General features: G+C 66.2%; 11 protein-coding genes, 1 tRNA gene and 1 pseudogene. 10 read left to right on the forward strand and 3 right to left on the reverse strand.

Going from position 1 to position 14,610, the window contains the following annotated elements; translation table 11 throughout:
- The first annotated feature begins 59 nt into the window (after positions 1-59).
- Both ASF25_RS00005 and ASF25_RS00010 read left to right on the forward strand, forming a co-directional pair.
- Complete coding sequence (locus tag ASF25_RS00005; RefSeq protein WP_056302536.1) at positions 60-1,130, forward strand: IS630 family transposase; 1,071 nt, start codon at positions 60-62, stop codon at positions 1,128-1,130.
- A 369-nt stretch (positions 1,131-1,499) separates the two neighbouring features.
- Positions 1,500-1,769, forward strand: a complete 270-nt coding sequence (locus ASF25_RS00010) for a hypothetical protein (protein WP_156368790.1) — start codon at positions 1,500-1,502, stop codon at positions 1,767-1,769.
- 94 nt (positions 1,770-1,863) lie between these two features.
- On the opposite strand, the gene ASF25_RS21625 is transcribed toward ASF25_RS00010, so the two are convergent.
- Positions 1,864-2,865 (reverse strand): ParA family protein, encoded by a 1,002-nt coding sequence (locus tag ASF25_RS21625; RefSeq protein ID WP_082502410.1) that lies wholly within the window; start codon positions 2,863-2,865, stop codon positions 1,864-1,866.
- 243 nt (positions 2,866-3,108) lie between these two features.
- Complete coding sequence (locus tag ASF25_RS00015) at positions 3,109-4,356, reverse strand: site-specific integrase (protein WP_056302539.1); 1,248 nt, start codon at positions 4,354-4,356, stop codon at positions 3,109-3,111.
- 143 nt (positions 4,357-4,499) lie between these two features.
- Between ASF25_RS00015 and ASF25_RS22380 the strand changes: the two genes are divergently transcribed.
- A tRNA-Arg gene (locus ASF25_RS22380) sits at positions 4,500-4,584 on the forward strand.
- Between the two features lie 288 nt (positions 4,585-4,872).
- Here ASF25_RS22380 and ASF25_RS00020 read toward each other — a convergent pair.
- Positions 4,873-5,366, reverse strand: a pseudogene (locus ASF25_RS00020) (IS5 family transposase); the annotation flags it as partial.
- A gap of 727 nt (positions 5,367-6,093) precedes the next feature.
- Here ASF25_RS00020 and ASF25_RS00025 point away from each other — a divergent pair.
- The 7 genes from ASF25_RS00025 (at position 6,094) to tssG (ending at position 14,570) form a co-directional block, all read left to right on the forward strand.
- On the forward strand, positions 6,094-6,894 hold the full coding sequence (locus ASF25_RS00025) for a MetQ/NlpA family ABC transporter substrate-binding protein (protein WP_244472844.1): 801 nt from the start codon (positions 6,094-6,096) through the stop codon (positions 6,892-6,894).
- Positions 6,895-6,980: 86 nt separating this feature from the next.
- Positions 6,981-7,781, forward strand: a complete 801-nt coding sequence (locus ASF25_RS00030; RefSeq protein WP_056302541.1) for a MetQ/NlpA family ABC transporter substrate-binding protein — start codon at positions 6,981-6,983, stop codon at positions 7,779-7,781.
- Positions 7,769-8,917 carry an ATP-binding cassette domain-containing protein gene (locus tag ASF25_RS00035; RefSeq protein WP_244472845.1) on the forward strand — a complete coding sequence of 383 codons (1,149 nt, stop codon included), beginning with the start codon at positions 7,769-7,771 and terminating at the stop codon, positions 8,915-8,917. The genes ASF25_RS00030 and ASF25_RS00035 overlap by 13 nt, the downstream gene beginning before the upstream one ends.
- Entirely contained in the window at positions 8,898-9,551 is a 654-nt protein-coding gene (locus ASF25_RS00040) for a methionine ABC transporter permease (protein WP_056303116.1), read from the forward strand. Before ASF25_RS00035 ends, ASF25_RS00040 begins: the two co-directional genes overlap by 20 nt.
- Entirely contained in the window at positions 9,548-10,921 is a 1,374-nt protein-coding gene (locus ASF25_RS00045; protein WP_056302543.1) for an LLM class flavin-dependent oxidoreductase, read from the forward strand. The genes ASF25_RS00040 and ASF25_RS00045 overlap by 4 nt, the downstream gene beginning before the upstream one ends.
- 809 nt (positions 10,922-11,730) lie before the next feature.
- Positions 11,731-13,539 carry a type VI secretion system baseplate subunit TssF gene (gene tssF / locus ASF25_RS00050; RefSeq protein ID WP_056302545.1) on the forward strand — a complete coding sequence of 603 codons (1,809 nt, stop codon included), beginning with the start codon at positions 11,731-11,733 and terminating at the stop codon, positions 13,537-13,539.
- The gene (tssG, locus tag ASF25_RS00055) at positions 13,503-14,570 is read left to right on the forward strand and encodes a type VI secretion system baseplate subunit TssG (RefSeq protein ID WP_056302547.1); all 1,068 of its coding nucleotides are present in this window, start codon (positions 13,503-13,505) and stop codon (positions 14,568-14,570) included. Before tssF ends, tssG begins: the two co-directional genes overlap by 37 nt.
- The last annotated feature ends 40 nt before the right edge of the window (positions 14,571-14,610 follow it).

The raw sequence follows: 14,610 nt of genomic DNA on the forward strand, positions 1-14,610 counted from the left end.
CTAGTGCACTGACGCGAGCGGATGATTCACGGGGGGCGTGATGCGTGCGAGTTTGGGCGATGGCTCAGACCGTTTGCATTCTTCTCGATGACGCGGCCAAGGCGCAGTTGACGGGAATTGCGGGCGACCGCTCGCGTCCGCTCAAGCACATCTTGCGAGCCCGCATCATCCTGCTCTCGGCCGAGCGCCTGAGCGTGCAGGACGTGGCGCGGCACGCGGGCGTCAGTCGACCCGCCGTCTGGCGCTGGCAGCAGCGCTACGGTGAGGAAGGCGTCGACGGCCTGCTGCGGGACAAGACGCGACCGCCCGGCATTCCGCCCCTTCCCCTTCGAGCGGTGGCCGAGGTGCTGGCGCTGACCTGCTCGGAGCCGCCGGGCGAGGTGACCCACTGGACCGGTCGCGCCGTCGCCGAGCGGATTGGGATCTCGCTGCGCTCCGTCCAGCGGATCTGGGAGGCGCACCGCCTGCAACCGCATCGGGTGCGGACCTTCAAACGCTCGCACGATCCGGCCTTCGTCGAGAAAGTAGAGGACGTGGTCGGTCTCTACATGGACCCGCCCGCCCATGCGGTCGTGCTCTCCATCGATGAGAAGTCCCAAATCCAGGCCTTGGAGCGCACCCGTCCCGACCGGCCGCTCGGCCCCGGACATCCCGCCGCCCAGACCCACGACTATACCCGCCACGGCACAACGACCCTGTTTGCCGCCTTGAACGTCCTGGAGGGAACCGTGCTTGGACGCTGCATGCAGCGCCATCGCCACGGCGAGTTCATCCGCTTCCTCAACGCGGTCGAGGCGGCCGTGCCGGCGGGCAAGCTCGTCCACGTGATCCTAGATAACTACGCCGTGCATAAGCACCCAAAGGTCCGCGCTTGGCTCGTCCGCCATCCACGCTGGACCTTCCACTTCACCCCGACTTCAGCCTCATGGCTCAACGCCGTCGAAGGCTTCTTCTCAGCCCTCACGCGCCGTCGGCTGCGACGCGGGACCTTCACCGGCCTCGTCGATCTGCAGGCGGCCATCAAACGCTACATCGCCGAGCACAACCGAAAGCCAAAACCCTTCGTCTGGACCAAACCCGCCGCCGCTATCTTCGACGCCCTCAACCGAGCCCCTGAACCATCTGTCTGAGTCAGTGCACTAGCACCGAAAGCCAAAACCCTTCGTCTGGACCAAACCCGCCGCCGCTATCTTCGACGCCCTCAACCGAGCCCCTGAACCATCTGTCTGAGTCAGTGCACTAGTTAGCGACCTACGCGATCATGCCCGATCCGAAGCCGGAGATCTCGATAGCTACCTGTCAGAGAAGCTCGGCAAGTCTCTATGGCATATAGGTGCGATGCTCGGCTTCGATGTAGACAATGGACATGACGATCAGGCTCATCGGGTATGGGCATACGGCCAACTAAGTACCGTATCCGACATTTTCGAAGAAAGATCTCCGGATGATTAGCTATGTTGCTGTGACGGGTGTGGCGGGATTAACGAGTGAGGTGCTTCATGTTCGAGCAGGGCCGTGACTACCGTTTCACAACTGGTTTCGATAGGGAGCAGGCAACCTGGGTAGGCGAGGTGGTGGAGGTCGCCCTACCGCTCATCAAAGTCTGCCAGGGGTACGGCGAGCATGAGCAGGTGACCATATTGAATGTCGGTGCCTTCGATTTTACGAGGGCAGAGCTACAGCCATACCGATCGCCCGAGGAAAAAGCGGCAGGTCGGGCGAAATGGGAGGGGCTTATGGGGGGACTGAAGCCGCCTGCGGGCTCATGATCCTCGTACCATGCAAAGATAATACGTAAATTTTAGTGGAGAGACGCCCATTTTGCAATGAGTGCCTCTCCATTAATTTGAAGAAGCCTGAGTATCAGGGCCAACTTGCTACATTTTTCAAAGTTTGTACGATCTGTTCGAAGTGCTCGTCTGAATCTGCTGCGGTTTTAATATGCGCGCCGGTCAATCCATGAGATGACCGGAGATCGTACACCGGAAGTCTAGCATTGAGCGAGTACGGAATAAGACTATGTAGATTCGGGATTTGTCCCAGTTTATAGATTTCGTCTTCCCATGATACAACTTGATCGCTTGGCAGCTTTGCTACGATATTTGCCCTGATTGCAGGCTCTAGTCGGCTCCCATAGATTCGCCACCCAGCAGTCATACCCGAAGCACCGGTGGAGCGCTGATTATGCATCTGGACCACATAGCCAAGATAAGACGGGCGTCCGGCGGGAATTGACAGGCTTGCACCACCCGTCCAAGCTGCATTGCACTGGTTCCATTCACGCCTCCAACCAACGAGTTTGTTTCCAAGATTTTCGGTGCCCTGGATCGAAAATAGATCGGGGGCTACAGGAGTGATAAAATAGTCGCTTGACGCCAATGTTGCCCTATTGAGTGCACCAAGATTTGGACCCAAATCTATCAGTACAAGATCGGCCCCAACGCTAGCGCTCGCAAATTCAATATAGCGATGAATTGCTGACTGGGCCCGCAAATCAGGTTCGCTGCCGCCCTTCGCGCTGTTCCACGTGTCGCCGAGACGATCTTCAAAGTCACTGAGTCTCATATCGCCTGGGACGAGGTATAGCTCGTATTCATCCCGAATTTTTGTTGGTGCTCGATTTCTGATATCCCCTGTTGTACGATAAACTGGAAGTATGTTTTGGAATATACTGTTCCCTGTGTCTCTCCATGCGTGCCTAACCGCACCATCACGCATTGAGTAAGACGTTAGATTGCACTGTGGATCGCAGTCGACCATTAATACAGTAAGACCATCTCTCGCAAGAAGGTTTGCGATGTGATACATATAAGTTGTCTTGCCGACGCCGCCTTTATTATTGAAAATACTAATTGATTTTGCCATTGGTGCTCTCGTTGATTCAGAATTTGGCCTTGTGTTTGTGTAGCATTTGCGAAATCTCTCCGCACCCCTAAGTTCTGTGGGGATTGGCCCGCGGCCGCTATCTGTTCCCCATGTTCTCCAAAGCCCTGCGGCTTGGGGAACAGCTTGGGGAACAAGAAAATCACAATTGAAACAACAGCTTGCGGATACTGTTCCCCGTGTACCCCTTGTTCCCCATCGAAACGGCGTAACGGGGAACGGTTTTCAGCTTTCAGAGGCTCCAGTCGCCGTGAGAGCCCCCGCGATCCGAGCGGCCACGCTGTCGGCCGCGGCGATCAGCACGGCGTCGAGGTGATGCACGTACCGGCTGGTGACGGTGCTGCCGGCGTGGCCGAGCATCGCGCCGATCGTCGAGTCGCTGTATCCGAGATCCCCTGCCGTCGAAGCGAACGAGTGCCGCAGCGTGTGAGCGGTGACGCCCTCCAAGCAAGCACGCACCATGATCCGCTCCAGGGCATCGTCGAGGCTGGTGAAGGCTCCGGAACCCCGTGCGGCTGGCAGGACGTAGGGCGAGCCTGGCGCCCGCTGTAGCCCGTCCAAAAGTGCCAGCACGGCGCTGCCCACTGGCCGCACCGACGCGCCCTCCTTTGAATCCTCCAGCCGCAGGCAGTGGCCGGCGCGATCCACCTCGGACCACTGCAGCTTCACGATCTCGCCCAGGCGGCAGCCGGTCAGGGCTAAGAGGCGAACACCGGCGGCGGCCTGCCATCGCTCCTCGGCGCCCTCAAGCATCTCCGCGATCGCCTTGCCCAAGGCGCCGTACTCTTCGGCACTCAGGCGGCGCGTCCGCCTTTTGCCGGCCGGCTTTCGAACCCCTGCCGCGGGATTGATGGTGATGACGCGCTCGCTGATCGCGAAGCTGAGGATGCCGCCCAGCAATCCCACGGTGCGAGCGGCCGTGCCTGCCCCACCCTCGACCACCGCCTTGCCGCGTAGGCCCGTCTTGACGATGGCCGCCGTCTTGCCGGCCTGAACGTCGCTCACAAAGCGCTGCACGTCCGGCTGCGTCAGTTCACCGACGAGCTTCTTGCCCAGCAGCGGCTTGATGTGCCGCTCAATCCTGCCCCGGTCGACGTAGAGAGTGGACGCCTTTTTCGCTTTGCCGCCCTTGCCCATGACGAGACCGGCGTCCGTGGCCTCCAGGTAGCGGTCGCACAGTTCGGCGACGGTGAGGGATGCTCGCTTCGTTGCGCGGTCCTCTGCCGGATCCTCACCGCGCGCCACGTCGCCAAGAATGCCCCTGGCTTCGTTGCGAGCTTCCTCGACGGTCAGAGGCCCGTGGTTGCCGATCTTCACCCGACGGGTGCGGCCGCCGGCTCGATACTGCGCAACGTAGGTTTTGCGGCCGGACGGCCAGACGCGGACACCGAACCCGGCCAGCCCATCGTCGAACTCAAGATAGTCGGTTGCCCTCGGCTCCAACGCCTCGACGGCCTTCTTCGTCAGCTTCATCCGTGATCCGTGCCGCGAGGCGAAGGCTGCTACCGGAAGCATACCGGAAGCAGCGGGCGGAAAAAGCGCGAAATTACCGGAGTGAGCCTTGCCTTACTCGAACGGCAGAAAACGCTGGTGTGATAGGCCTATGGAAAGCTCGGGCAATTCAGCGGAAGCACCGGAAAACCCATCTCGTCTGCCCTCCGAAGGCAAAGGTCACACGTTCGAATCGTGTCGGGTGCGCCAATCATCAAGCCATTGGTCTCGCTTATGATTCGGCCCCGCGTTTCAACCTCCCCATGGCGTCGTTGATCGACCTGTCGCCCGTTTTGTCACAGGTAACGGGTTTCGAATCACGGCTGCCATTCGTCGGCGCAGTTGATCCTGGCAGGTTCAAGTGCGAGGCGCTGCCCCGCCTCGTCACGATCATTCTCTTCGAAAAGTGAAACCGTATCGTGGGCAGAAGCGCAGGCGCGTGAAGCCCAGCGGCGAAGGCGTCTCTGCAAAGTCATGTGAGCCAGAGCATGCTGATGCCAGGGCGAATCGCTCGTGGCGCTCGCCCGCCATCAGCACCGTAGTGCTGGGTGCACAACCGCCTTCGGCGCGCAGAGGCAGCTTGGTCGACAACCCGCCCTGGCTGCGCTCAGGGGCGCCCCCCGCCTTCGACCGTGCCCTCATCCCCCAATGGCGCCGGACCGGCGTGCTGGTGGACGCGCACCACCGTGGTGTCCACGAAGTGCAGGTCCCAGTCGAGGTCGCCTCGGGCATCGGCTTGCGCCTGCAGGCGCCGCCGCACCCGGTCGAACACGGCTGGCCTACCGCCCGCGATGGAACCGGCTCGACCCGGTCCCGACAGCACCATAGCGCGCCGGCAGATCCGCCCAGGGTGCGCCGCTCCGCAAGATCCACCGCGTAGTGTTCAGAATTTGCCGGTGGTCCTCGGAAGAAGGGCCCGTGCGAAGCTGCTGCGGAGGCAGCAGCGGAGCGATCGGCTCCCACTGCGCACCGGTCAATTCGTAGCGTCGCATCCCGTCCACCTGGGGGCGATCACCCCGCCGATGAAGCCTTCGCAGAGACGCTCTATGACGCGGTGTGTCGGCCGATCTGCCAGGTGGCGGCGCGCGCAGGGGGGCCGGAGGCGAGGTCCGAGCCAGCACCGGGGCGGGTCTACGGCTGGAACCGGACCTTCGAGCCGGTATCGATCGCGGAGGCGCGCTGGGGCCCGACCACCTACGGCTACGATACCAACGGTCAGGTGACGGAGGCGCGGCGACGGACTGGCGGAGCGCTTCGATGACGATCTGGCCCTGAACGGGGCGGCGTTCCACGAGGTGGATGCGGGTCGGGGCGGTCTGGCGCAGGCGGCACGCCTGCCGGAAGCGGCAACCGACAAACGCCCGGGGGCGCCTTCGACGCGACGGGATCACCCCGGAGACGGTCGCCGAGTAGAAGAAGCGGGCCTGGGTCGCCGACCAGCGCACGGAATCGAAGAATCGCCGTTCGCCGGTACTGACGGTGCTGAGCGCTGTGTCGAATCTGTCTGGAAGCCCAAGCCGACGCGACACGAAGTTTCGTCGGCAAGGCTCGTCTCGGCGTCGTGCAGGGAGAAGATCGATGCGCTTCGAGCACGGCGCGTGAAAACAACAGTCTGAGAAGTGGCAATATTTTGATATTCAGTACTCTTGATGCGAGCCGTTCCTTTGGAGATACAGAGATCGTCTTTCCTTTTTCTAACAACAGCGAGAAGCGTGCGCCGTGCTTGCACCGACCCGTCGCGTCTTCCTGTCCGGCGCCCTGGCCCTGAGCATCGCACCGGCCCGCGCCGCATCGACGCCCCTGCGGGTCGTCGCCTCCTCGCTGCCGCATACGGAGATCCTCGAATTCGTCGGCGAAAAGCTCGCCCCCGAACTGCCTCTGAAGATCATCGAGATCTCGGGCGATCTGCGCCCGAATGCCCTGCTGCGTGACGGCGACGCCGATGCCAACTTCTTCCAGCACGTCCCCTTCCTCCGCTCGGAGGAAGCCGCCATGGGGATGCGCTTCGCCGTCGTCGCGGCGGTGCATGTCGAGCCCCTGGGATTGTATAGCCGCCGCGCCACGTCGCTCGCGGCCCTCCCGAGTGGCGGTGCCGTCGCCCTGTCGAACAGCGTCTCCAACACCGGCCGCGGGCTGTCGCTGCTTCAAGCGAACGGCTTGATCCGACTGCGGGCGAGGGACGCGGGCGTGGCCGCGACCGTGGACGACATCGTCGAGAACCCGAAGAACTTCCGCTTCGTCGAGATCGCACCTCCGCAACTGCCGCGCTCCCTCGACGACGTGGCGCTCGCGGTGATCAACGGCAACTACGCGTTGGAAGCGGGGCTGGAGCCCGCGCGGGATGCGTTGGCCCTCGAAGCCGCCGAGGGCAACCCGTATGCGAACGTCCTCGTCACCACCGAGGGCTTGGCGAAGGATTCCCGCGTGCTGCGTCTCGGAACCCTGCTGACCTCGGCCGAAGTCGCTGGGTTCATCGGCCACCGCTACCGCGGCTCGGTCGTCCCTGTCCGCCCGTCCTGACCGGCGGGGGTGAAACTGCCCCCCACACGTCGATAGTCCCATCCTGCCCTGCCTTCGCCGAGTTGGGCGACCGGAGTCCACGACCGATGCGCTTCCTGAAGACCCTCGCCATCGCCCTTTTTTCCATGGGTACGATGGCGGCCCAGGCCGAGACCTTGACGATCGGTACCGTGCCGGGCGCCTACAGCGACGCCATCACCGCGGCCGCCAAGGAGGCCAAGGCGCAGGGCATCACCGTGAAGGTGATCGAGTTCAGCGACTGGACGACGCCCAACGTCGCCCTCGATGCCGGCGACATCGACCTGAACTTCTTCCAGCATCGCCCCTTCATGGAGAACGCCGCGAAGCAGAAAGGCTACCGGTTCGACATCGTCGGGCTCGGCATCCTGCAGAACATCGGGCTGTTCTCGCTCAAGCATAAGAGCTTCGACGGGATCCCGGCGGGGGGCAAGGTCGCCATCGCCAACGACCCGGTGAACCAGGGCCGAGGCCTGCTGCTGCTGCAGAAGGCCGGCCTCATCAAGCTCAAGGACGGTGTCGGCTTCCTCGGTACCGTCGACGACATCGTCGAGAACCCGAAGAAGCTGAAATTCACCGAGGTCGAGGGTCCGCAATTGGTGCGGATCACCGGCGACGTCGATCTCGCCCAGGGCTACCCGCATTTCATCGTCGCCGCCGGGGCCTTCGACCCGAAGAGCGGGCTGATCTATTCCGGGATCGAGGACAAGCTGTTCGCCGTAAACTTCGTCACGAAAGCCACCCGCAAGGACGATCCGACCATCCGAAGATTCGTCCAGATCTTCCAGAACTCCGAGGCCGTGAAGCAGCAGATCCACACATCGTTCGCCGGCAGCGAGAAGCTGTACCTGCTCGCGTGGCAGAACTGACCATGGTGAGCCTGGCTTTGGATTGCCTCGGGGCGACGGGTTCGGCCCGGTCGAAGGCGATCGGCCTGGACGCGATCCCCGCCGCCCGGACCGAAGCGGGCCGGCGCTGCACCGGCACCGTGCGGTTCGAGAACGTCTCGAAGACATATCGCTCTGCGGGTGGCGAGGTCCGTGCCCTCGACGACGTCAGCCTCGACGTTCCGTCCGGCGCGATCCTCGGCATCATCGGCCGCTCGGGTGCCGGCAAGTCGACCTTGCTCCGAACCGTCAACCGTCTGGAGGCGCCGACGTCGGGACGGGTGCTGGTCGACGACGAGCCCATCGAGGCCCTCCGGACGGACGGCCTCGTGGCCCTGCGCCGCCGCACCGGCATGATCTTCCAGCACTTCAACCTGCTGTCGGCCAAGACCGTCCGGCAGAACGTGGCCCTGCCGCTCAAGGTGGCCGGAATCCGCCCGTCGGAGATCGAAGGCCGGGTGGAAGCGGTGCTGCGCCTCGTCGGTCTCGAAGGCAAGGCGGAGGCCTATCCGTCGCGCCTCTCGGGCGGGCAGAAACAGCGCGTCGGCATCGCCCGCGCCCTGGTCAGCGACCCCGAGATCCTCCTCTGCGACGAGGCGACCTCGGCCCTCGACCCGGAGACCACCCTGTCGATCCTGGGCCTGCTGCGGGATATCAACCGGCGGCTCGGCCTGACCATCATCCTCATCACCCACGAGATGAGCGTGATCCGCGAGATCTGCACGGACGTCGTAGTGCTGGAAGCCGGGCGGATCGCCGAGTCCGGTCCGGTCTGGCGCGTGTTCGGCGCCCCGGAACACCCGGCGACGCGGGCCCTGCTCGCGCCCCTCACCCGCGACCTGCCCGACGATCTGGCGGAGCGGCTCGTGCCGCATCCCGTCCCGGGCGCCCAGGCCGTCCTGCGGATCACCTATTCCGGGGGGTCTGCCCCCGACCTGTCGGCCCTCGTCGCGGCGACGGGCGGCCCGCTGCGGCTCCTGCAGGCGAGCGTCGAGCGCATCCAGGGACACGCCGTCGGCCGCCTGCTGATCGCCGCCGAGAACCGGCAGGCAGAGGCCCGCCTGAGAGCCATCGGGGTCACCGTCGAGGGGATCGGCTATGTCGCCGCAGATGATTGACCGCCTCTGGCAGGCGGTGTTCGACACGATGTTCATGGTGGGCGTCTCGGCGGGAATCGCGGTGGCCGTCGGCATCCCGCTCGCACTGTTCCTCGTCACCTCCGGGCCGGGCGGCATCTTCCCGGCACCGCGGACGAACCGCTTCGTCGGCCTTCTCGTGAACGGCTTTCGCGCCGTGCCCTTCATCGTGCTCCTGGTCGCGCTGATCCCGTTCACGCGGCTCGTCGTGGGAACCACGATCGGTGTCTGGGCGGCCATCGTTCCCCTCGCGGTCAGCGCGACACCCTTCTTCGCGCGAATCGCCGAGGTCTCGCTGCGGCAGGTCGATCCCGGACTGGTCGAGGCGGCCCAGTCCATCGGCTGCCGCCGACGCCACATCCTGCTCCACGTGCTGCTGCCCGAGGCGCTTCCGGGAATCGTCGGCGGCTTCACCATCACGATCGTGTCGATGATCGGGGCCTCGGCCGTGGCCGGCGCGGTCGGCGCGGGTGGGCTCGGCGACGTGGCGATCCGCTACGGCTACCAGCGCTTCGACACCACGGTGATGTCGGTGGTGATCGCGATCCTCATCGTCCTCGTCTGCCTCGTGCAGTTCGCGGGCGACAGCGTGGTGCGGAGGCTCCGGGCACGATGACGGGCGCCGCCAAGCAGATCCGGCTCAACGCGTTCAACATGAACTGCGTCGGTCACATCAACCACGGCCTCTGGACCCATCCGCGCGACCGCTCGGCCGAGTACAACACGCTGCGCTACTGGACGGACCAGGCCAAGCTCCTGGAACGCGGCCTGTTCGACGGGATGTTCATCGCCGACATCCTCGGCGTCTACGACGTCTACGGCGGCGGCATCGACGTGACGGCACGGGAAGCCGTGCAACTGCCGGTTAACGACCCGACGCTGATCGTTCCGGCCATGGCGGCGGTGACGGAGCATCTCGGCTTCGGCGTCACCGTCAACGTCTTCGCGGAAGCGCCCTACACCTTCGCCCGGCGCCTCTCGACGCTCGACCATCTCACCGGCGGGCGGGTCGGCTGGAACATCGTCACCGGCTATCTCGAGAGCGCCCATCGCGGCCGGGGCGAGACCCTTCCGGTGCACGACCGCCGCTACGATTACGCCGATGAGTATCTGGAGGTGCTCTACAAGCTCTGGGAGGGAAGCTGGGACGACGCGGCGGTACGCCGGGACCGCGGGGCACGGGTGTTCGGCGATCCCGCGTTGATCCGGCCGGTCTCCCATCGCGGCGAGTTTCTTTCCGTCGACGGCTACCACCTGTGCGAACCCTCGCCGCAGCGGACGCCCGTGCTCTATCAAGCGGGCGCCTCCGGCCGGGGCCGCGCCTTCGCCGGGCGACACGCCGAGTGCGTGTTCATCTCGGCGCGGGACAAGGCGGCGGCCCGAGACGCCGTCCGGGCGATCCGGGCAGAGGCCGCCGCCGCCGGGCGCGACCCACAGGACGTGAAGGTGTTCATCGGCATCGCCGCCATCCCCGGCCGCACCCGTGCCGAAGCGGAGGATAAGCGCGCCGAGTACATGCGCTACGCCAGCGCCGAGGCCGGGCTCGCGCATTTCTCCGCCTCCACCGGCATCGATTTCGCCCGCTACGGCCTCGACGAGCCGATCCCCTACGTCCCCGGCAACGCGATCCAGTCGGCCACCGCGGCTGCGGCCAAGCGCGGGCTGACCAAACGCGACCTCCTTGCGGAACTCGGCCTCGGCGGCCGCTACGCGGTGCTGACCGGGGACGCCACGTCCATCGCGGACGAACTGCAATCCTGGGTCGAGGAGGGCGAAGTGGACGGGTTCAACCTCAGCCGCATCGTCGTGCCGGAAAGCTTCTCGGACTTCATCGATCTCGTGATCCCCGAGCTTCAGGACCGCGGCCTGTACAAGACCGCCTACGCGCCGGGCTCGTTCAGAAACAAGCTGTTCGGCGCGGGCGACCGCCTACCCGCCCGCCACGCCGCCCAAGCCTACCGAGGCGCCGCCGCCGTGAGCGGCTGACGGCAGACGCCGCGATACCGGCGGGCATGGCCGCGGCGATAGACGGGCGAAGCAGAACACCCCCCAAACGCGCCTTGGAGGTCGTCGCAGGGAGAGATCCGCAAGTGTCCGGCCGGCGCCGTGGGCCAAGGCAGCGGTGAGATCGTGCTAACAGGCTTCATCCCCCTGATGTCCTCATCCCCCGTGGTATCCTCATCCTCCGTGGCATCTTCATCCCCCGTGGTATCCTCGGGCCGCGTCGTACGGGTAGGCCCGGACGCGTTCACCGACGCGCGCGGGATTCGCGGCGGCGCCGTTGTCCGGCCGCCCGCCGCGCCCGGGGAGGCAGCTCGCGAAGGTGGACATGGCCGGGTGGGTCCGGGTCGCCGCACAGGAAGGCGAGTGCACCAGGCACCGCGATCGGTGCGCCGCGATCGCCCCGGGTCGCATCCCGAGCCTATGTCTTCGCATGAGAAAGCGCGATCCCCGCAGGGAAACGACAGCGTGGGCGCCCGGCGGTCGAACATCCGCGGGCACGCTTCACCGGCTCGGAACCACGTCCTCAAGACAACCCAGGGTCGCATAGAATACGGATCGCTGGTTCAGGGACGGGACGGCTCGGCACAACAGGACGTCCGGGATCGATTGCTGCGCGACCCAGCACGTGTACCTCTGGCCGGATCGGAAGTACAAATCTGTATTTGCGACGATCTCATGAAGACCATCATCGTCCATGTCCCTGCACAACCAAGCAGACCGGCGCGATTTTCCGTGATTCGACCGATCGTCCGGTGTAGGTTTTCTACCGTCCGAGCCTGGAGAGCGCCCCCGTGAACGACCGCCTCTACGGCTTCTACAATTCCGAACTCGAGGCCCTGCGCGGCCTCGGCGGCCGGTTCGCCGAGCGGCATCCGAAGATCGCCGGGCGGCTGCGGCTGTCGCCGGATGCCATCGACGATCCCCATGTGGCCCGGCTGATCGAGAGCTTCGCCTTCATCGCCGCGCGCCTGCGGCTCAAGCTCGACGACGACTTTCCCGAGCTCACCGAGACACTGCTCGAATTCCTCTATCCGCACTACCTCGCGCCGATCCCGGCGCTCGCCGTGACGCAGGTGGCGTTCCCGCCAGACCTCAAGGAGGTCATCACCCTGCCGCGCGGCGCCGTGGTCGAGAGCGAGGTGCTGGAGGGCGACGTCTGCCGGTTCCGGACCACGCAGGACGTGGAGCTCTGGCCCGTCAGGGTCGCCTCGGTCGCCCTGACCGGGCGCCCCCTCGTCGCGCCGCCCTGCCCGCATGTCGAGGCGCCCGCCAGCCTGCGGATCGTCCTGGAGACCGTCGATCCGGGCGTGACCTTCACGGATCTCGGCGTCGACCGCCTGCGCTTCTACCTGCGGGCGCCCTGGCAGCCGGCGGTGGCGCTCTACGAACTCCTGCTCAACGACTGCCTCGAGATCGCCCTCGCGGATCACGCCGAGGACGGGGGAGCCGTCTTCATCGGGCCGGACGCGATCCGCGCGGTGGGGTTCGAACCCGCCGAAGCGGTGCTGCCGCCCGCGCCGCGGTCGCATCCGGCCTACCGCCTGCTGACGGAGTTCTTCGCCTATCCGCAGAAGTTCCTCTTCCTCGACCTGTCGCGCCTCTCGGCGAAGACCCTGCGGCGGGCCGGCAACCGCTTGGAGATCTTCTTCTATCTCGGCCGGCATGCGCAGGAGCTCGAACGGGCCTGCACCGCCGGAACCTTCGCCCTCGCCTGCACGCCGGTCGTCAACCTGTTCGAGCAGCGCGCCGAACCGATCATGCTCACCCAGGTGGCGAGCGAGTACGCTCTCGTGCCCGACGCGCGTAGGCACGCCTCGCGCGAGGTCTACGCGGTGGAACGCGTCACCCTGACCGACCGCGCCGGGATGACCCGCGACGCGAGTCCCCTGTTCGGACGGACGCTGGCCCAGCACGACGCGGTCGGCGCGCTCTACTGGCAGCTGCGCCGCCGGCATCTGGCGGAAGGGGGCGAAGGCACGGATGCCCGGCTCGCCCTCGTCGATGCGGCTGCCTCCCCGGCCTCGCCCACGGATGCGGTCCTCTCCGTCGACACCACCTGCATCAACCGGGACCTGCCCGCCCGCCTGCCCTATGGCGGCGAGCACCCGGTCCTCACGGTGCTGCGCGGACCGGGCGAGGTCGGGCGCCTGAAAGCCCTGACGCCCTTCACCGCCACCCTGCGGCTCACGCCGGGCGACGGCCTCCTGTGGCGGCTGATCTCGCACCTGACGCTCAACCACCTGTCGCTCTCCAACGGCGAGGGCGGACCGGAGGCGCTACGCGAGATCCTGCGGCTCTACGACTTTCGCGATGCGCCGGAGACCCGCACCCTCATCGACGGGATCGTGTCCGTCACGCACCGGCGCGCGACGGCGCGGGTGGCCGAGGGCGGTCTCGCACGCGGCCTCGACATCGAGGTGGAGATGGACCGCCGCTACATCGATCCGGGCGCGGCCTTCCTGCTCGGGCAGGTGCTCGACCGTTTCTTCGGCCTCTACGTCAACCTCAACAGCTTCACGCGCCTGACCGTGCGGATGCGCGGGGCCTCCCGGGTGCTGAAGACATGGCCCGCCCGCTCCGGCGCCCGGCCGCTCGTATGAGCCCGCGCGATGGAAAGGCCGTCCCGGAGCGGCTCGGCGACAAGCTCGCCGCCGAGATCGACCGCTTCGAGCCGTTCGAGGGCTTGCGCCTCGTCGAGGCGTTCGGCCCCGGGCCCGCGCCGGACGAGGCGGAGGCCCCGGCCGATCGGCCCCTCGCGACGGGCGCCCTGACGAGCCGGCACGTCGCCACGCCCCTCGTGCCGGGCGGTCGCTTCGGCCTGGACCGGAGCGGGATTCCCGAGATCGCCTTCGTCGGGCTCGCCGGCCCCCTCGGCCCGCTGCCGCCGATCTACACCGAGGTGGCGCTCAAGGAACGCAAGGCGCGCAATCCGGGCTTCGCGGCCTTCTTCGACGTATTCGTCGCCCGGATCACGACGGCCTTCCTCGACACCTCCGAGAAGTATCGGCTTCCGGCCCTGGTGGCGCGCCGCGGTAGCGGCGGGGCCAACCGCATGACGGAGGCGTTGCGCGCCCTCATGGGCCTCGGCCTGCCGTCGCATCGGGGCCGGCTCGCCACCCCGGACGCCGAACTCCTGCCCTATGCGGGCCTGCTCGGGCGGGACGTGCGCTCGGCCGCGGGCCTCGAAGTGCTCCTGGCCGACCGGCTCGGCACGCCGATCCGGGTCGCGCCGTTCATCGCACGGTGGCTGCCCATCGCCCCCGCCGAGCAGAGCCGCCTCGCCGGGCCGAACCCGGCCTTCGGACGCCTCGGCGTCGATGCCGTCGCGGGCTCGGGGATCATGGATGCCTCCAGCACCTTCCGGGTGGTGGTGGGGCCCCTCGACGCGGCGACCTTCGCGGCCTTCGCGCCCGACGGGACGCGGATGGCGGAACTGGTGGAGCTCGTGCGGCTCTACATGGACCCCGGCCTCGACTTCGACGTCCAGATCATCCTGCGCAAGGACGACGTGCCCGAGTGCCGACTCGGCCCGGCCGCCCCGTCCCTCGGCTGGAACGCCTGGCTGCGCCAGCTGCCCGCCGAGCGCGACGCCGATCAGTCGGTGCACGATCCCATGCGGGGCGCACACTGAGCCCGACGCCGGGTGTCGTCCGGCCGGACGCTCGCGCGGC

The organism is Methylobacterium sp. Leaf100 (assembly GCF_001422845.1).
GTDB lineage: Bacteria > Pseudomonadota > Alphaproteobacteria > Rhizobiales > Beijerinckiaceae > Methylobacterium.